This is a genomic window from Nocardioides sp. TRM66260-LWL, from assembly GCF_020075545.1.
Classification (GTDB): Bacteria; Actinomycetota; Actinomycetes; order Propionibacteriales; family Nocardioidaceae; genus Nocardioides.
Window position 1 is genome coordinate 312,031 of the sequence record NZ_JAIQZK010000003.1, and the last position, 17,646, is coordinate 329,676.

14 protein-coding genes are annotated in these 17,646 nt (G+C 76.0%); 3 read left to right on the forward strand and 11 right to left on the reverse strand.

What is annotated here, in order from left to right; all coding sequences use genetic code 11:
- Positions 1-46: 46 nt before the first annotated feature.
- The gene (locus K8Z61_RS10705; RefSeq protein ID WP_224129313.1) at positions 47-1,510 is read left to right on the forward strand and encodes a polysaccharide biosynthesis tyrosine autokinase; all 1,464 of its coding nucleotides are present in this window, start codon (positions 47-49) and stop codon (positions 1,508-1,510) included.
- Complete coding sequence (locus K8Z61_RS10710) at positions 1,507-2,616, forward strand: nucleotidyltransferase family protein (RefSeq protein WP_224129315.1); 1,110 nt, start codon at positions 1,507-1,509, stop codon at positions 2,614-2,616. The genes K8Z61_RS10705 and K8Z61_RS10710 overlap by 4 nt, the downstream gene beginning before the upstream one ends.
- Here the strand turns inward: K8Z61_RS10710 and K8Z61_RS10715 are convergent.
- Positions 2,602-2,943 carry a PqqD family protein gene (locus K8Z61_RS10715; RefSeq protein WP_224129317.1) on the reverse strand — a complete coding sequence of 114 codons (342 nt, stop codon included), beginning with the start codon at positions 2,941-2,943 and terminating at the stop codon, positions 2,602-2,604. The genes K8Z61_RS10710 and K8Z61_RS10715 overlap by 15 nt on opposite strands.
- Positions 2,944-3,194: 251 nt before the next feature.
- On the opposite strand from K8Z61_RS10715, the gene K8Z61_RS10720 reads away from it, so the two are divergent.
- Entirely contained in the window at positions 3,195-7,700 is a 4,506-nt protein-coding gene (locus K8Z61_RS10720) for a DUF11 domain-containing protein (RefSeq protein WP_224129318.1), read from the forward strand.
- Positions 7,701-7,719: 19 nt separating this feature from the next.
- On the opposite strand, the gene K8Z61_RS10725 is transcribed toward K8Z61_RS10720, so the two are convergent.
- From K8Z61_RS10725 to K8Z61_RS10770, 10 genes are all read right to left on the reverse strand, one after another.
- Positions 7,720-9,123, reverse strand: coding sequence for an MFS transporter (locus K8Z61_RS10725; protein ID WP_224129320.1), 1,404 nt, complete (start codon positions 9,121-9,123; stop codon positions 7,720-7,722).
- 31 nt (positions 9,124-9,154) lie between these two features.
- Positions 9,155-9,637 (reverse strand): hypothetical protein, encoded by a 483-nt coding sequence (locus tag K8Z61_RS10730; RefSeq protein ID WP_224129322.1) that lies wholly within the window; start codon positions 9,635-9,637, stop codon positions 9,155-9,157.
- The gene (locus K8Z61_RS10735) at positions 9,630-11,057 is read right to left on the reverse strand and encodes a GPI inositol-deacylase (protein ID WP_224129324.1); all 1,428 of its coding nucleotides are present in this window, start codon (positions 11,055-11,057) and stop codon (positions 9,630-9,632) included. The genes K8Z61_RS10730 and K8Z61_RS10735 overlap by 8 nt, the downstream gene beginning before the upstream one ends.
- Positions 11,054-11,839 carry a hypothetical protein gene (locus K8Z61_RS10740; RefSeq protein WP_224129326.1) on the reverse strand — a complete coding sequence of 262 codons (786 nt, stop codon included), beginning with the start codon at positions 11,837-11,839 and terminating at the stop codon, positions 11,054-11,056. Before K8Z61_RS10740 ends, K8Z61_RS10735 begins: the two co-directional genes overlap by 4 nt.
- On the reverse strand, positions 11,839-12,261 hold the full coding sequence (locus tag K8Z61_RS10745) for a hypothetical protein (protein WP_224129328.1): 423 nt from the start codon (positions 12,259-12,261) through the stop codon (positions 11,839-11,841). The genes K8Z61_RS10740 and K8Z61_RS10745 overlap by 1 nt, the downstream gene beginning before the upstream one ends.
- A 64-nt stretch (positions 12,262-12,325) precedes the next feature.
- Complete coding sequence (locus K8Z61_RS10750; protein WP_224129330.1) at positions 12,326-13,432, reverse strand: glycosyltransferase; 1,107 nt, start codon at positions 13,430-13,432, stop codon at positions 12,326-12,328.
- Positions 13,429-14,265 carry an FkbM family methyltransferase gene (locus K8Z61_RS10755; RefSeq protein WP_224129332.1) on the reverse strand — a complete coding sequence of 279 codons (837 nt, stop codon included), beginning with the start codon at positions 14,263-14,265 and terminating at the stop codon, positions 13,429-13,431. The genes K8Z61_RS10750 and K8Z61_RS10755 overlap by 4 nt, the downstream gene beginning before the upstream one ends.
- Before the next feature lie 84 nt (positions 14,266-14,349).
- The gene (locus K8Z61_RS10760) at positions 14,350-15,147 is read right to left on the reverse strand and encodes a sulfotransferase domain-containing protein (RefSeq protein WP_224129333.1); all 798 of its coding nucleotides are present in this window, start codon (positions 15,145-15,147) and stop codon (positions 14,350-14,352) included.
- A 115-nt stretch (positions 15,148-15,262) separates the two neighbouring features.
- Entirely contained in the window at positions 15,263-15,742 is a 480-nt protein-coding gene (locus K8Z61_RS10765; protein WP_224129335.1) for an OsmC family protein, read from the reverse strand.
- A gap of 121 nt (positions 15,743-15,863) precedes the next feature.
- Positions 15,864-17,306: an NADP-dependent isocitrate dehydrogenase gene (locus K8Z61_RS10770; RefSeq protein ID WP_224129337.1), complete on the reverse strand. Its 1,443-nt coding sequence runs from the start codon at positions 17,304-17,306 to the stop codon at positions 15,864-15,866.
- Between the last annotated feature and the right edge of the window lie 340 nt (positions 17,307-17,646).

Here is a 17,646-nt window from a genome sequence, read left to right on the forward strand (position 1 = left end):
CGGCGGCTGAGTCGCGCGGATCGACGCGCATCGCGAGGGGAAACCATTGGAACCGAGAGAGTACCTGCGGGCGCTGCGACGGCACTGGATCGGGGCGCTCCTGATCCTGGTGCTCGCCACCGGAGGAGCCGCGTACTACTCCCACTCCCAGCCGAAGGTCTACGCCGCCGACGCCACGGGCTTCGTGGTGGCGGGCGGCCCGACCGACAACCCGGCTGAGGCCTCGGTCAGCGACAGCCTGGCGAAGTCCCGCGCAGTCTCCTACGTCGCCGTGGCCACCAGCCGCGCCGTCGCCCAGCGCGTCATCACCGCGCTCGACCTCGACACCAGCCCCAGCGCGCTGATCGGCAGCGTCTCGGTCAGCCAGCCCGAGGGCACCGTCCAGATCAAGATCACCACGCGGGCCAGCACCGCGCTCGCCGCCCAGCGGCTCGCCGACGCCTGGGTCGTCGCGCTCGCCGCCGAGGTCAAGAGCATCGAGGACCCCACCGGCGTGGCCACCCAGGCCGCGTCGGTGCGTCCGGTCGAGACCGCGGCGCTGCCCGGTGCGCCGATCTCGCCCCAGCCGCGCCGCGACACCGCCATCGGCCTGCTGCTCGGCCTGCTGCTCGGCGTCGTCTACGCCATCGCCCGCCACCAGCTCGACCGACGCCTGCGCACCGCGAGCCAGATCGAGGAGGACTACGGCCACACCGTCCTCGGCGAGATCCCGATCGCGAAGGAGCTCGACGCCCACCACGGCGAGGCCGGCGTCGCCCTCCAGACCGCCTTCGCCGGCGAGCCGTCCAGCGCCGGCGAGGCGTTCCGCAAGCTGCGCACCAACCTCGCCTACTCCGACGTCGACTCGCCGCCGCGGGTCATCGTCATCACCAGCCCGCGCGAGTCCGACGGCAAGTCGACGATCGTCGTCAACCTCGCCGCGACCATCGCGAGCGCCGGCCGCCCCGTCACCCTCGTCGACGCCGACCTGCGCCGCTCCACGGTGGCCCGCCGCCTGCACGTCGACGACGTCGTGGGCCTCACCGACGTGCTCATCGGCTCGGTCGAGGTGCACGAGGCGCTGCGCGAGTCGCCCGACGTGCCGGGTCTGCGCATCCTGCCCGCCGGCAGCGTCCCCCCCAACCCGAGCGAGCTGCTCGGCTCGCAGGCGATGAGCTCGCTGCTGCGCACCTTGGCCGACGACGGCATCGTGCTGGTCGACGCCGCGCCGCTGCTGCCCGTCACCGACGCCGCCGTGCTGGCCCCGCTCTGCGACGGCGTGCTGCTGGCGGTGTCGTACGCCAAGACCTCGGAGAACGAGATGCGGGCCGCGCTCGGCAACATCGAGCGGGTCAGCGGCCGCGTGCTCGGCGTGGTGCTCAACCGCATCGAGCGCAGCGCGCCCGAGCTGTACTACTACCGCAAGGGCTACTACACCGCCGGCGACAAGGGACCGCTGGCCCGCCTGCGTCCCCGGCGGCTGCGGCGTCGCGGCCAGCGTCCCGCGCAGAAGGCCGCCGCCTCGTCGTGACGACGCCGGTCGGCCGGCTGCGCCACGGACTGCGGCAGCTGCTGGCCGACCGCACCTGGCGGCCGTTCGACACGACGGCTGACGACGCCGAGGTCGACGCCCTGTTGCGGGCCGTGGCGCGCCACCGCGTCGCGCCGTTCCTCGATCGGCACGCGGCGGCGATCGAGGCCCCCGTGCGACTGCGTGACGAGCTGGCGTCCCGCGCGGACGCGGCCCGGCTCTCCTCGCTGGTGCAGATGCGTCGCGCCGTCGAGGTGCACGACGTCCTCGAGGCCGCCGGCGTGCCGTCGCTGGCGCTCAAGGGGCCGTGCTTGGCAGTGCAGGCCTACGGCGACGCCGCGTCCCGCGACCCCGGCGACCTCGACGTGCTCGTGGCGCGCGCCGACGTCCCGCGCTCGGTGGCCGCGCTCGAGGCCGCCGGCTGGACGCCCGACCCGACCTTCCTGCGGCCGGGGCCGGGGGCCGCGTGGCGCTACCTCGGCTGGTCGTACTACGAGATCGAGCTGCGCCGCGGCGCCGAGACCGTCGACCTGCACTGGGACCTCGGGCCCGTGCGCACCGGCCTGCCCGACGTGCCCGCGCTGAGGGCGCGCGGCGCGAACGTGCCGATCGCGGGCGCGAGCCTGCCCACCCTCGCGCCCGAGGACGCCCTGACCCACCTGTGCCACCACGCCGCGAAGGACCACTGGGCGTCGCTGCGCTCGCTGCTCGACGTCGCGGCGCTGCTGCGGGCCGGTGCCGCGCCGGCGGTGCGCACCCCGGCCGTCGAGCGGACGATCGCGCTGGTCGACGCGCTCCTCGGGGTGCGACCGGACGATCCGCGCGCCCGTCCTCGGACGTCGCCCGCACGCACCGGCGCCGACGTCGCGCTCGCGCTGCGCTGGCAGGACGACGCGGTGCGCGCCGCCGACTGGCGGGGCGGGGTGCGGCTCGAGGCCCAGGCCCGGTTCCGCGAGAGCCGCCACCCCCGGGAGGTCGCGCGGTTCGCGGCGTTCAAGGCGCTCGGCGTCGCCGACGACGGCAGCGGCACCCTCGCCGGCCTGCTGCGTCACCGGCTGGGACACCGGGTGGGCGACCGGGGGCGGGCGTCCTCAGCCGGCGGCTGAGGCCCCGGACGCCCCGGCCGCCCCGGCCGCCCCGCACGCCTCCAAGGCCCCACGCCGCAGCAGGTCGGCGACGAACCCCTCGACGTCCGTGCGCACCTGATCCGGGTCGAGCCCGTGCTCCTCGGCGAGGGCGACGACCATGTCGGCGACCGCGATCGGGGCGAGCGTCAGCTCCCAGATCCGCGCGCCGGAGCCCTCCAGCGAGACCAGCTCGTCGTCCGCCGCCAGCAGCACCCGGCGTCCACGCACCAGCGTCTCGGGCACCCCGCGCCGGCGCCGGACGACGTCCGGCAGGGCGGGCGACGAGGGCTCGGAGGGGGACGGCACCGTCCCATCATCACCGGCCCGAGCCCCACCCGGCGTGGCCGGTCCCACAGCACGGATGTGCTCCGAGCGGTCACGGGGCTCGCCGGACCCTGCTAGATTCCGGACGCTCCCCCGTCCGACCCGGGTCTCTCGGCCCCTGCCCTCCCCCCCCCAACCCCTCCCCGTCCGGCCCCGCTCCCCGGGGCACCTGCCGTCGCGCGACCCCGCATCCCCAGCACCGCGCGCCGACCCTCGCGTCCAGAGGTCTCCCCATGCTGCGCTCCCTCGTCCCTGCCTCGCGCCTGCGCTCCCGCGTCGCGGCCGGCGTCGCCCTGCTCACCGTCGCCACCGTGGCCACCGGCGTCGGGACGCTCGCGCCCGCCGCCGCCACGTCGTCCGGCACCAGCCCCTTCACCTGCACCGACGTGTACGTCGTCGGCTCAGGCGGCCAGATCTCCAAGGTCGACCCGGTCACCGGCTCCGCCGCGAGCAACGGCACGTTCGGCGTCGACGCCACCAACGCGCTGGCGCTGCCGCCGGGCGGCGGGCGGTACGCGTACGCCTTCGCCCGCGGCGACAACAAGGTGCTGCGGTTCGACGCCACCACCGGCGCGGTCAGCGCCTTCAGCGCGCCCGACAACGCCACCGCGGCGGGCGTCGTCGCCGGCGCGATCAACCCCGTCAACGGCCTCTACTACTACGCGTCGTCGAGCAGCGGCACCTGGGCGGTCTTCGCCTACGACATCGCCGCCGGACGCGCGATCGGCCAGGTCGCGACCCTGTCGGGCAGCGCGCTCCAGGGCAACGGCGACATGGCCTTCGACGAGCAGGGCACGCTCTACCTGGTCACCAACTCCAGCGAGAACAACGCGTCGGCGGCCGGCACCCTGGCCCGCGTCGACGGCCGGCTGCCGAGCACCGCCAGCACCGCCACGCTCCCCGTCGTCGCGCTGGCCTCGACGCCCTCCGGGTACGGCTCCTACAACTCGATCGCCTTCGACGTCACGGGCCTGCTGGTCATCGGCACCGGCGGCGGCAACCTCCTGCGGGTCACCCCGTCGACCGGCGCGATCGTCAGCCAGACGACGACGTCCGCGCCGATGGTCGACATGGCCTCGTGCAGCGCGCCGTCGTCCACCACCGTCCGGGTCGACCTCCCCCAGGGCCGCTACGCGGCGGGCGACCAGTTCACCGTGACGCTCTCGGGCAACGGGGTCACCGCCGGCGCGGCCGGCAACACCGGCACCACCGCCGGCACCGACACCGGTCTGCAGACGGACGCCGGCGAGCAGGGCGGCCCGGTGCTCACCACCCGCGGCGCCACCTACACCATCACCCAGAGCGCCGCCGGCACGACGATCCCCGCCACCTACGTCACGACGTGGCAGTGCGTGCGCGCCGGCACGTCGACCGTCCTGGCCTCGGGCACCGGCAGCACCGGCACCGTCACGACGCCCGCCACCGCGGCCGACGTCGTGTGCACCTTCACCAACCTGCCGCAGCGGCCGGGCATCGACCTGGTCAAGTCCGGCGGCTCGATCGCCGACCTGGACGGCAACGGCCCCGACGCCGGCGACACGATCGCCTACTCCTTCAAGGTCACCAACACCGGCGCCGTCGCGCTCGACCCGGTCACCGTCACCGACCCGAAGGTCGGGCCGGTCACCTGCCCGACCGGGCCGCTCGCCCCGGGCGCCTCGCGCACCTGCTCCACCGTCACCTACGCCCTCACCCAGGCCGACGTCGACGCCGGGTCGGTGCTCAACACCGCCACCGCGCAGGGCACGACGGAGGCCGGCCCGGTCGTCCGCGACACCGACGCCGTCACCACGCCGATCGCCGGCCGCGCCGGCATCCAGCTGGACAAGTCGGTCGGCCGCACGGTCGACGCCAACCGCACCGGCCGCGAGGACGCCGGCGACACCCTCGCGTACTCCTTCAAGGTCACCAACACCAGCACGGTCTCGCTCAACCCGGTCACCGTCAGCGACCCCAAGGTCGGCACCGTCACCTGCCCGAGCGGCGCCCTCGCCCCGGGCGCCTCGCGCACCTGCACCGCCGCGGCCTACGTGCTCACCCGCGACGACGTCGCCGCGGGCACGGTCGTCAACCGGGCCGTCGCCACCGGCCGTCCGCCGACGGGCGCGAGCGTCAGCGACGACGACACCCAGCGCGTCACGATCCCGCAGTACGCCTCGATCCAGCTCGACAAGCGCGCCGGCGGCGTGGTCGACACCGACGGCAACGGCGTCGACCCGGGCGACACCATCGCCTACTCGTTCGTCGTCACCAACACCGGCACCGTGCCGCTGAGCCCGGTGACGGTGAGCGACCCGCGCCTGACCTCCGTCACCTGCCCGTCGGGCCCGCTCGCCGCCGGCGACTCGCTCACCTGCACCGCCCCGGCGTACGCGCTGACCCAGGCCGACCTCGACGCCGGCTCGGTCGTCAACACCGCCACCGCCGAGGGCACGCCGCCCAGCGGCACGAGCGTCAAGGACTCCGACACCGTCACCGTGCCGGTCGCGCAGCGCGCCGCCCTGCGCCTCGACAAGCGCTCCGCCGGGGTCGTCGACGCGAACGGCGACGGCCTCGACAGCGCCGGCGACACCATCGCCTACGGCTTCAAGGTGACCAACACCGGCACCGTGTCCGTGAGCGACCTCGCCGTCAGCGACCCCGCCGTCGGCCCGATCGCCTGCCCGTCCGGCACCCTGGCGCCCGGCGCCAGCGTCGACTGCAGCCCCGCCACCCACGTGCTCACCGCCGACGACGTCGTCGCCGGACGCGTGGTCAACACCGCCACGGCCTCGGCCGCCGGCATCGGCGGCACCCGGGTCAGCGACGACGACACGGTCACGACGCCGGTCGTCCGCACCCCGCGCCTGGTGCTCGACAAGACCGCGAGCCCGGTCTACGACGCCTCCGGCGACGGCGACCAGGGCGTCGGTGACACCATCGCCTACGCGTTCACCGTCACCAACACCGGCAACCTGACGCTCGACCCGGTGACGCTGCGCGACCCGCTGCTCGGCCCGCTGGGCTGCCCGGCCGGCCCCCTGGCCCCCGGCGCCCAGGTCACCTGCGACGGCGCGACCTACACGATCACCGGCGCCGACGTGGCCCGCGGCCACGTCGACAACACCGCGACCGCCACCGGGCGTCCGCCGGTCGGCGCCGACGTCACCGCGAGCGACTCCACCCGCACGCCGATCGTCTCCACCACCGCCGACCTCGTCGTCACCAAGCGCGCCGACCGGGCCAGCGCCCGACCGGGCGAGCGGGTCGTCTACACGCTCGCCGTGCGCAACGCCGGGCCGGGCGCCGCGCGCGACGTCGTGCTGCGCGACCCGCTGCCGTCCGGCGTGAGCCTCGACGAGGTGCGCGACGGCGGGGCGACGTGCGACGTCGCCGGCACGCCCGCGACCGTCTCCTGCGCCCTCGGGACGCTGGCCGCCGGGGCGTCCGCGCAGGTGCAGGTCGTCGTCGTGGTGCGTAGCCCCGCGGTCGGCGTCGCGGCGGTGCCGCACGAGATCGACGTGCAGAAGGCCGAGGCGCAGCTGGACCTCGAGCCGGGCCAGACCCGCACCCTCGACGTCGTCTGCCCGAGCGGCTACCGCGTCACCGACGGCTCCGGCCGCGTCGACGCCGTCGACCAGGGCACGGGGACGCTCGCGTCGGTGGCCGTCACCGAGTCGCGGGCCGTCGGCGCCGACACGTGGCGGGTCACGGCCGTGAACGGCGCGACCGGCCGCGCCCAGGCCAAGGCGTTCGCGGTCTGCGTGGCGGAGGAGACCGCCGAGGCGGCCGGCCACCGGCACGCGCTCGTCGTCACCCCGGTGCCCGCGCGCACCGTCGACCTCGAGGGCGGCGCCGAGGTCGACCTCGCCTGCCCGGCCACCGCCGTCCCGATCGCCCCGGGCATCCGCCTCGAGGGCGGCGTCGTCCCGGTGGCCTCGCGTCCCGAGGGCGCCAGCGGCTGGCGGTTCAGCGTGCCCGCCGGTGCTCCGGCCGGGGCGCAGGGCACCTTCACGCTCGACTGCCTCGAGCGGCGCACCGCGGAGGCCGCCGGCCACACGCACCCGCTGACGATCGGCGCGCTGCGCACGACCGCGCGGGTCCAGCCCGGCGAGATCGCCGAGGTGCAGCTCAGCTGCCCCGACGACGCGTCCGGCGCCGGCGGCAAGGGCATCGTGGCCGGCTACGACCTGCCGCGCGGCCTGGTGTCGCTCGGCAACGACCCTCGGCCCAAGACCCGAGCGTTCAAGGTCGTCAACACCACCGACCAGACGCTCGAGGGCACCGTCCACCTGCTCTGCCTCACCGCCCGCACCGGCGACGGCGGCCCGAGCGGCAGCATCCGCAACGTCGCCTCGGCCACGACCTCCTCGGTCACGGCGAACCCCGCCGACGACGCCGACGCCGCCGACGTGACGGTCGACGCGAGCCCGACCCCGGCCGTGCCCGTCGCGCCGCGGATCGTCGTCGGGGCCTCGCCCCGCGTCGTCGCGGCCGGAGTGCGCTGCCCGGGGGTGCGCGCCTGCCGCGGCACGGCGGTGGTCGTAGCCGCCCGCACGCAGCGGCTCGACGGCCACCTGGTGCGCCGCGGCACGGTGCTGGCCCGTGCGTCCTACCGCCTCGCGGCCGGACGGGCCACGACGCTGCGGCTCGCGTCCACCCGCGCCGGGCGCCTGGCCTTCGCCAGCGACGACCTCACCCGCGCCGTGCTCCGCCTGAGCACCCGGGGTCGGGGCGTCTCGGTGTCGGTGCGCCGCTGAGCCGGGCCCCGGCCCCGCGTCACCTCCCGGACGCGGACCCGGCCGGGGCCCGCACCAGCGCCCGCCGATCGAGCACGAAGGCGGCCCCGCCGGCGAGCAGCCACACCAGCGACGTCGTCCACAGCGCGGCGACGAAGCCGTGCTCGCCGCCGCCGAAGGCGGCCATGAGCGCGATCGCCGTGGCGCTGCCGGTGGCGAAGCCGAGGTAGCGCAGCACCTGGTTGAAGGCCATCGCGCTGCCGGTCTCCGAGGCCGGCACGAACGGCAGCATCAGCACGGCCAGCGACGAGAACGTGAAGCCGCTGCCGAGACCGCCGAGGCCCATCCACACCAGCGCCAGCGCGAGGCTGCCGTGGAACGTGGCGAGCCCGAGGGTGGCCACGCCGAACACCGCGCAGCCGATCGGCAGCAGCGCGCGCGGGCCGGCGAGCTCGCGCACCCGCTGCGCCAGGCGGCTGCCGACGACGCTCGCCAGGGCGTAGGGCACCAGCAGCAGGCCCGAGACGACCACCGGCTCGCCCAGCCCCCAGCCCTGCCGCGCCGGGTCGGCCTGCACCAGCACCACGGCCGTGGTGAGCAGCGTGTACATGCCGACGCCGGCCAGCACCGCCACGAGGTTCGGGCTCATCATGCCGGGGCGGGTCGCCAGTCGCAGGTCGACGAGCGGCTGCGCGCGCCGCAGCGTCCACGCCGTCCAGGCGGCGAGCACGACGGCGCCGCCGCCCAGCAGCGCGAGCACGCGCGCGTCGTCCCAGCCCCAGTGCTCGCCCTGGCTGACGCCGAGCAGCAGGGCGACCATGCCGGCCGAGAGCAGCAGCGCGCCCGTCCAGTCCACCGGCTGCGGGTCGGCGCCGGGCAGGTGCGGGACGACGAGCACCGCCATGGCCAGCGTGCCGGCGGCCAGCGTCGCGCCGAGCGCGTAGGCCGCGTGGACGCCGCCGAGCTGCGCCACCCACGCCGAGAGCGGGTAGCCGAGCCCGGCCCCGGTGACCGTCGTGACCGACAGCAGCGCCACCGCGCGCGGCAGTCGCGCCGCCGGGACGACGTCGCGCGCCACCGCGATCGCCAGCGGCGTCAGGCCCATGCCGACGCCCTGGCAGGCCCGGCCTAGCACCAGCGCGGGCAGCGGCACCGGCAGCGCCGCCAGCAGGCTGCCGAGGGTGACGATCGTCAGCCCCGCCACGATCACCGGCTTGCGCAGCCGTCCGCTGCCGAGCCGGCCCAGGATCGGCGTCGACACCGCGCCGGAGAGCAGGCCCGTCGTCAGCACCCACTGGGCGCTGCTCAGCGGCACGTCGTAGGTGCGTGCGATCGCCGGCACCAGCGGCGCGCCGAGGCTGCTGACGATCGCGGTGACCGTGGTGAGCAGCACCAGCGCGGTCAGCAGCAGCGTGTCGCGGCTGGAGGCAGGGAGGGCCGACACCCGCCGAGGGTACGGGCGCCGACGGTCGGGCTCAGCGCAGGGCGTCGGGCGTGGGCAGGGCTGGTCCGGCCGGCGGACGCCCGTCGCCGGGCTGGGGGCCGTACCGCTGCTCGACGGCGTCGCCGTCGGCGAGCCCGACGTCGGGGTTGGAGATCGCGATGGCGTCGCGCCCGGCGGCGACCTCGACGGTGAGGTACGCCGCGTACCGCCCCTGCCGCAGCAGTGCGTTCACGCGGTCGAGCGTCGGCACGACGTAGCGGCTGCCGCTGACCTCGACCAGCCCGGCGTAGGTGCTGCCGACGCCGAAGCCGTCCCGGTGGCGCACCTCGGCGCTGACGACGTGCGGCAGCGCGGCGATGCGCTGGCGGATCTGCTCGTCGGTGAGGGCCGGACGGTAGTCGGCGCCCGGGTCGGGCGTCGAGGAGCCGCACCCGGACGGCAGGGCGAGCAGCGCGAGCGGCAGCAGCCGCACCAGCCGGTGCCCCCGCCGACGGAGGCGGGACGGCTCAGCCACCGGGGGTCGCCGTCCCGATGGGCACCGCGAAGGTGGTGGTGGCCGTGCCGGAGTCGGGGATGAACTCCCCGGTGCGCCGCTTCCAGTCGTCGAGCGCGCCCGCGGAATCCGCTCGCGTGGCGGTCTGCCGGTAGGGCTCCTCCCCGTGGGCGCCGCCGACGCTCGGGTCGCGGCGCATCGCCGCGGTGCCCTCGACGTCGCCGGTGACGGTGGTCCAGTTCGCGCTGGCGGGGTTGTCGCGGCCGTCGAGCTTCGGCACGGCGTCCTGCCGGTTCTCGAAGGAGAGCACCTGGACGTCGTCGGGGATCGGGATGCGGGCGATCGGCGAGCCGGCGGTGACGACCGCGCGCACGTCGAAGTCGCGGTCGGCGGCGATCGACGCGGCGATGATGCCGCCCTGGGAGTGACCCACGAGCATCACCGGATCGCCCGGCTTGATGCCGGCCCGGCGCATCGCCTCCTCGACGGCCGCCTGCACCTGCGCGTCGCGTCGGCCCATGAGCTGCACGTTGCTGGTGAAGTCGAAGTAGTTGCCCTGGTGGGTCAGGCCCCAGTCCTCGGTGCCGGGGATCGTGACGACGTAGGCCTGTCCGTGCTCCTCGGTGACGACCTGGTTCACGCGGATCTGCGGGTCGCCGTAGGTGTTCCACTCGGCGGCGAGCAGGCTGTCGACGTAGCGTCCCTCGGGCAGCGAGGCCGGGGGGACGCTGTGCGGCCAGCCGATGACCGGGGCCCCGACGTCCTGCAGCTGGCCGGTCAGCCCCGCCAGCGCCTGCAGGCCGCGGACGGACTCCCCGTAGTCGGTGGTCGGCCAGTGCCCCCCGCTGAGCAGCAGCGCCCAGGGGCCGAGGACGCCCAGCGCCGTGCCCTGCACCAGACCCGGCGCGGCGCGGGTGAGGCCCTCGAGCAGCCAGGGGCTCTCGTAGAGGGTGTCCATGGCGCCGTCGAGGAGCCGGTCGCGCTCGAGGTAGGCGGTGAGGAGCAGCGCCGGACCGGCGGGGGAGCCGAAGGTGACGAGGCCGGCCGCGAGCCCGCCGGCCAGGAGCGTGGGGCCCAGCACGATGCCGCCGACGGCGAGCAGGTCGTCCTGGAGGTCGGCCAGCAGCGCGTCGGCCCCGCGGTAGAGCTCGACCGCGTCGGTGAGCACCGCGCTCACGACCTCGAGCTCGACGCCGAGCCACGTCGCGCTGCCCGGCAGCCAGCCGGCCCGGGCCGCGGCGTCCTCGACCGCCGCCACCTCGCCCGGGCAGAGCACGACGGCCTCCAGCACGGCGCCGTCGACGCTGACCGAGCGGGCGCGCGCGCCGGCGTCGCGCAGCACGTCGCCGGTGAGGTCGAGCCGCGCCTGCACCGCCAGCATGTCGTCGTAGCGGGCCTCGACCCCGCCGGCGCCTCCCGCGACCGAGATGTCGCCGCTCATCGCGGCCCCCCGGCGGCGTCGACGAGGGCGGGCGCGAGCGCGGCGGCCAGGCGACGCAGCAGCGCGCCGTGGTCGACCGGGGTGTGCACGACGTCGGTGGGCGCGGCCAGGCCGAGCTCGACCCAGCCGCGCGTTCCGAGCAGCAGCCGCAGCGCCTGCGCGGGACGGCCGGGCGCGGCGACCACGATCGTCGCCTCGCCCTGCAGCCGGCGCAGGCTGCCGAGCACGGGCGGGAGGTCGTCCCAGCCGGCCAGGCGGCACAGCGCCGCCAGGCGGGCGTCGTCGCCGCGGCGGGCGTGGGTGACGGCCGCGTCGGCGATCTCCGGCGCCACCTGCACGGGGTCGGCCTCCTCGCCCCAGCCGGGGGCCGGCGGCAGGAGCCGCAGCGCCTCCTCGGCGAGCGCGGCCGCCCACGTCAGCGACAGCTCGACGCCGGGCAGCAGGTCGAGGGCCGCCTCGCGCGGATCGTCCCCGCCGGACGCGCGCGGCGCGACCCGGCGCACCGCCCCGCCGGCCGAGCGTCCGTCGCTGCCCAGCCGCGCGATCAGGGCCGGCCCGCCCGTGCGGCTGCTCGCGACCTGCACCTGCACGGCGCCGGCGGCGACCAGGCGGATCGCGTCGGCGGCGAGGTCGGTCGGGACCGCGTCGGACGGCGCCGTGCCGGGCAGCGGCACGACCGCGCCCGCGGGCTCCGCGCCGGACGCCTGCACCCAGGCCGCCCAGTCGTCCTCGTCGGGGCGCCAGCGGCGCGCGTGCGACGCGCGGGGGTCGTCGGCGGCCATCAGAAGAGGCTCCGCACGTGGTCGCGCGCCCACCCGGCGGCGTCGTCGGCGTACTCCCAGGTGCGTCGCCCGGCGTCCTCCACGGCCTCGACGGCGTCGCCCGCAGCGTCGGTGACGTCGTCCAGGGTGCGCTCGAAGGCCGCCGCGGCGCGCTGGAAGGCCTCGAGCAGAGCGCGCTGGCGCTCGTCGATGGTGTCGGCGAGCCGGTCGAGGGCGTCCTCGAGGTGCTCGAAGCGTCCGACGACGCCCGCGAGGTCGCCGGCCCGCTGCTCCAGCTGCGCCTGGAAGTGCGCGGCGGCGCTGCTGCGCCACTCGACGCCTTGCGCGCTGCGCAGCGCTCCCGCTTGGTCGTGCACGGCCTGCCGGTGCTCGCGCACGCTCCGCGCGAGCGACCGGACGGACCCCGAGTCTCCGCCGATCATGGGGCCATGCTCGCAGCCGGGCGCCCGATCGGGAACCCCGCTCGGGGACCCCGACCGCGATCGCTCACCAGCCGAGCAGGTCCGTGGCGAACTCCGTCTCGGTCGCGAGCGGTGCGACCGAGGGGTCCGCGGTCACCGGCCCGGGCCGATGGGTGCGCCCGGCGGCGTCCGTGATCGCCGCCGCGAGGGCGTCGGCGTCGAGGGCGGCGACGGTGATCGTCGACCGGCCCCGGGCGTCCCCGCGCAGCGTCGCCGAGGGCGAGGCGACGACGCGGGTGCCGGCCAGCACGGCCTTGCCGACCAGCCCGCTGGGGCCCTGGTTCGCGTAGGGCAGCAGCATCGCGTCGACGGCGCGGATCAGTGCGTCGAAGCGGGCGTCGTCGAGGAAGCCGTCCTCCACCCGCACTGGACGTCCGGCCTCGCGCAGGGTGTCGACCCGGCGCAGCACGGCGGCGCGGTGGTCCTCGGGCTGCAGCCGGCCGGCCAGGAGGAGGCCCACGTGGTCGGGGCAGCGGGCGAGCGCCTCGAGGCCCAGCAGCACGTTCTTGCGCGGGTGGAGCGCCCCGAGCAGGCCGACCCAGACGACGTCGTCGCGCAGGTCCAGCCCCGCACGGACCGCGGCGACCTCGTCGGCCCCGCCGGCGAGGGCCACCGGGTCGCGCACCCAGCCGCGTCGGGGCGGCTGCAGCCCCGACGACAGCCGCCGGACGCGGGCACCGGGCGCCAGCGTGAGCAGGAGCACCAGCAGCCGCTTGGCCACGAACCGCGGCACGCCGCCCCACGGCTGGTGCGACTCGCGCCGACCGCGCATCACCAGCAGCGTCACCGGCCGACGGCGCCGTCGGACGACCCGCAGCAGGTCGCCTCGGCGCAGCAGGTGGTCCGCCTCCGGCAGCACGACCTGGACCTCCGGCGGCTCGTGGGCGAGCGCCGCGGAGACCGGGTCGTCGGCGACGATCGGCTCCGGCACCGGCGGCGCGTCGGGACGGGCGCGGAGGGCCGCGAGGTCGGCGCCGGCGGCGACCGCGGCAGTGGCGTAGAGCCGCACCGGCGTCCCGGCGCGATGGCAGTGCTCGAGCAGGATCCGGAGGTACCCCGTGCGGTGGCCGTCGCCGAGCACCAGCACGATCGCGACGCCGGCCGCGGGCGGCGCGGCGGCCGTCCCGGTCATGGCGCCCGGTCGGCGAGGACGGGCGGCAGGGCCAGGCCGGGACGCGTCGGCACGCAGTCGCGGTCCAGCGAGCGGCGCGCCTCGGACATCAGGGGCACCCCGTCCCGGACGCGGTCGCGGCGCAGCCAGGTCGTCTCCAGCAGCCGCGGGATCCACTGGTCCGCCACGGGGAAGGCGGCCTCGGCGTTGTTCGGGTGCACGTGGCACGGCACGTGGGTGCGGTGCAGGAGCAGCAGCGCGGCCCTCAGGTCGTGGAGCCGCGAGTGCAGGCAGAGGTCCTGCAGGTGGTGCAGCTCGATCAGGACGACCCGGAACCGCTCGAGCACCGAGGACGGCGTGGCCTGCAGGATCCGGTACTCGGCGCCCTCGACGTCCATCTGCAGCATGAGGTCGCCCGGGGCGTCGATCCCGGCGACGGCGTCGGCCAGCGTCGTGACGCCCTCGTCGGTGCGGCTGTCGAGATGCAGGCGGGTGAAGCGCAGCCGGGGGTCGTCGGCCGGGGGACCCTCGACGGAGGCGTCGAACAGATGCGCCCGGGCGTCCGGGCCGAGCCGGTCGAGCGCCGCGAGGTCGAACCCGATCTCGTCCGAGACGCCGGGGGAGACCAGGTCGGTGATCCCGTCGAGGTCGTCCGGCACGACGTAGCCGCCGTCCTGCGCCGCGCCGAGCCGGACGAACCCGTGCCCGACCGGCCGGGGCGCGAGCAGGCCCAGGGCGTCGAGCACGGCGCCCTCGGCCGGGCGCCGTCCGACGAACAGCCCGCGGGACGCGGCGGAGCGCAGGGCGAGATCGCGCGCGGCGCGGCGGGTCCGTCCGGGGAGGGGTGGGCGCACGGGACGTCCTGGGGGTCGGAACGGGAAGGGCGGCTGCAGCCTAGGAGGTCCCCGCTCCTCCCGGGCGGCTTTCCGCGGCGGCGCTCACCAGACCTCGTAGCCGAGAAGATCGGTGAGCTCGGCGGTCTCCCGCCGCAGCAGCGCGAGGGTGGCGTCGTCCAGCGTCCGCAGGCCGGTGCCGCGACCGCCGGCGCCGACGTGGCTGCGCAGGTGACGCGGCTGCGCGGACTCGATCGCGCGGAGCGTCGCGGGCGTGACCCGCTGGGCCGCCCCGCGGATCGCCGCTGCCGACGCCGTCAGGCCGAGGGCGTCGAGCGCCTGGCCGAGCCCGCGCTCGGGGTCGGCCAGGAGGTCCTCGTACCGCACCACGGGAACCCCGCGATCGAGCCAGGCGCGGGTGTGCCGCGGCCAGGTGTCGAACCGGGGGAGCGGCGCCGGGCCGACGACCACCTCCCGTGCGAAGGCGGCCGGGTCGTCGGTGACGGGGTAGTCGGCGAGTCGAAGGTAGCGGTGGTACGAGACCACGACGTCCGCAGGATGGCGGACCAGCAGCAGGGCCCGTCCGTAGCCGGGCTGCGGCGGCTGGTGCGACTTCACCACCAGCGGGCGGGGCAGCGAGCGGAGGTGGCCCTCGGTCGACTGGTAGATGTCGGGGACGACGTCCCCGAGGACCACCCCCTGGAGGTCCAGCCCCGGGTCCAGGGCGGCCGCGAGCAGGCAGCGCATCCAGGTGCTGCCCGACCGCGGGTACGACACCAGCATCGTGTCGTCGGGGTGCGGCAGGTAGAAGACGCCCGCCGCGGCGCCCGGTCGCAGCCGACGCCGGATCGCCCGGCGCGCCCGGAGGTGCAGCGGGCGCACCGGCCCTCGCGATCGCGTCATCGCCCTGATGGTCCCCCGGCCGTCGGCGGACGCCGTGATCCGACCGAGCGGCGGACGCGACGGCCCCCGCCGGACGAGGTCCGACGGGGGCCGCTGCTGGCGAGCGAGCCTCGGCTCAGGCGTCGGCGCTCTCGAGCTGCACCTGGCTCCAGTTCGTGACGAACTCGGTGCCGCTGCGGCGGAAGAGCTGCGAGACGGGGCAGCGGCGGTCGACCTCGCGCTCGAGCTCGGCGAACTGCTCAGGGGTCGCGTCGGACTCGATCTTGGCGACCACCTCGACGCGATCGAAGTTGGCGTTGCCCTCGGCGCCGCCGACGAAGACGGCGGTGTCGAGGTCGCCCTGCACGCGGAACTCCAGCCGGCCCAGGGTGATGCCGAGGTCCTTGGCGACGATGCTGGCGGTCACCTGGTTGCAGGACGTGAGCGCGCCGAGCGCGTAGAAGAGCGGGCTGGGCGCGGCGTCCTTGCCGCCGAACGCCGGGTAGGCGTCGGTGTGGAAGACGTGCGAGCCGGGGACGGTCAGCGTCTGCGCGACGCCGGTGCCCTCCGCCTCGAGGACGAAGGGGACGACGGTCTCCTTGGGCTTGATCGACATGGGGAGTCTCCGATCGGGTCGGTAGCGGGTAGAGAACAATGCCGATCAACACAGTAGGGAATGGATCCAAGGGACGAGCAGCCGGGGCTCGTCCGACGCCCCGGCCGCGTAGGCCCCGGCCCTACTGGCCCTGGCCCAGCGAGTAGCCCAGCTCGCCGTCGAAGCGGTAGAGGCCCTCGGTCTTCACGACGTCGACGCCCGCCTGCTCGAGCCGGTGCAGCAGCGCGACGACCTGGGCCTGGGTCGCGGTGCCCGGGTCCGCGGCCAGGAAGCGGCAGCGGAAGTGATCGGTGCAGAACGTCTCCGGCAGGCCGTCGGGCCACACCTTGACGCCCCGGTTCGTGATCAGCGCCAGCGACAGCGGGCCGTCGTCGGCCGCGGCGAGCGCGGCGGCCAGGGCGTCGGGGTCGCGGTCGGGGTGGTCGACGAACACGTCGACGCCGTCCATCGTCTTGGTGGCGCGCACGCGGACGCTCGGCTCGACCCGGATCGCCTCCTCGACCTGCGGGTAGCGCACCACCGGGAGCCGCGTGGGCTCCTCGCCGAGACGCGCGGCCACGGCGTCCGCGAACGCCTGCGTGCCCACGGGGGAGGCCGGCGAGCCCATGTCGGCGGTCGCCACGCCGTCCTCGACCGTGCGCAGCCAGGCGTTGTGCAGCCGCTCGGCGACGTCGCCCTGGCCGGCGTGCACGAGCATCATCGCCGAGGCCAGGATCAGCCCGCTCGGGTTGGCGACGTCCTGGCCGGCGATCGTCGGGGCCGAGCCGTGGATGGCCTCGAACATCGCGCAGTCGCGGCCGATGTTCGACGAGCCCGCGAGGCCCACCGAGCCCGCGACCTGCGCGGCGACGTCGGAGAGGATGTCGCCGTACAGGTTCGGCATGACCACGACGTCGAAGATCTCCGGGGTGTCGGCCAGGCGCGCGGCGCCGATGTCGACGATCGAGTGCTCGGCCTCGATCTCGGGGTACTCCGCGGCCACCTCGTCGAAGACCGCGTGGAAGAGCCCGTCGGTGAGCTTCATGATGTTGTCCTTGCTCATGCACGTGACCTTCGAGCGGCCGTGCCGGCGCGCGTACTCGAAGGCGTAGCGCACGATCCGCTCCGACCCCGGGCGGCTCACGAGCTTGAGGCACTGCACGACCTCGTCGGTCTGCCGGTGCTCGATGCCGGCGTAGAGGTCCTCCTCGTTCTCGCGCACGATGACGACGTCCATCGTCGGGTGCTTCGTCGGCAGGAAGGGGGAGTAGGCGACGCAGGGGCGGACGTTGGCGAACAGGCCGAGCGACTTGCGCACGGTGACGTTGAGCGACTTGAAGCCACCGCCCTGCGGCGTGGTGATCGGGGCCTTGAGGAACAGGCGCGTGCGACGCAGCGACTCCCACGCGTCCGGCTCGATGCCGGCGCTGTGGCCACGGTGGTAGACCGCCTGGCCGATCTGGATCTCCTCGATCGCCAGGCGCGCGCCCGCGGCGTCCAGGACCCGCAGCGCGGCGTCCATGATCTCCGGGCCGATGCCGTCGCCTCGGGCGATGGTCAGGGGGGTGTCGGGCGACGCGGTCATGGGGCTCCTCCTCGAGCAGGCGGGATCAGCAGCAATAGAATACCGGAATCATGGTTCTGCAATGCCGGGTGCCGCCTCCATCATGGCCCCGGCGCCACGCCGGGTCACGGGGTGGCGCGATCTGCGCGGGTCATGGGTCTCGACGCGGTCGTGGCCGGGCTCGTCCGGGCTCGTTTGCCGGCCTACTCGATCGGGTAGGTCCGTCGCGTGAGCGATCACCTCATCCCGCTCTGCAGCGTATCGAGCGCCGCCGGATGCGCGGCCGAGCTGGACCGGGAGTACGAGGCAGGCGGTGAGCGGTGATCGCCCGATCCGACGGTCGCCGACTCCACAGCCGAAG

Coding starts and splice junctions, on each gene's coding strand:
- K8Z61_RS10720 (WP_224129318.1), top strand. CDS start 3,195: ATGCTGCGCTCCCTCGTCCCTGCCTCGCGCCTGCGCTCCCGCGTCGCG.
- K8Z61_RS10735 (WP_224129324.1), bottom strand. CDS start 11,057: ATGAGCGGCGACATCTCGGTCGCGGGAGGCGCCGGCGGGGTCGAGGCC.
- K8Z61_RS10740 (WP_224129326.1), bottom strand. CDS start 11,839: ATGGCCGCCGACGACCCCCGCGCGTCGCACGCGCGCCGCTGGCGCCCC.
- K8Z61_RS10745 (WP_224129328.1), bottom strand. CDS start 12,261: ATGATCGGCGGAGACTCGGGGTCCGTCCGGTCGCTCGCGCGGAGCGTG.
- K8Z61_RS10750 (WP_224129330.1), bottom strand. CDS start 13,432: ATGACCGGGACGGCCGCCGCGCCGCCCGCGGCCGGCGTCGCGATCGTG.
- K8Z61_RS10760 (WP_224129333.1), bottom strand. CDS start 15,147: ATGACGCGATCGCGAGGGCCGGTGCGCCCGCTGCACCTCCGGGCGCGC.
- K8Z61_RS10765 (WP_224129335.1), bottom strand. CDS start 15,742: ATGTCGATCAAGCCCAAGGAGACCGTCGTCCCCTTCGTCCTCGAGGCG.
- K8Z61_RS10770 (WP_224129337.1), bottom strand. CDS start 17,306: ATGACCGCGTCGCCCGACACCCCCCTGACCATCGCCCGAGGCGACGGC.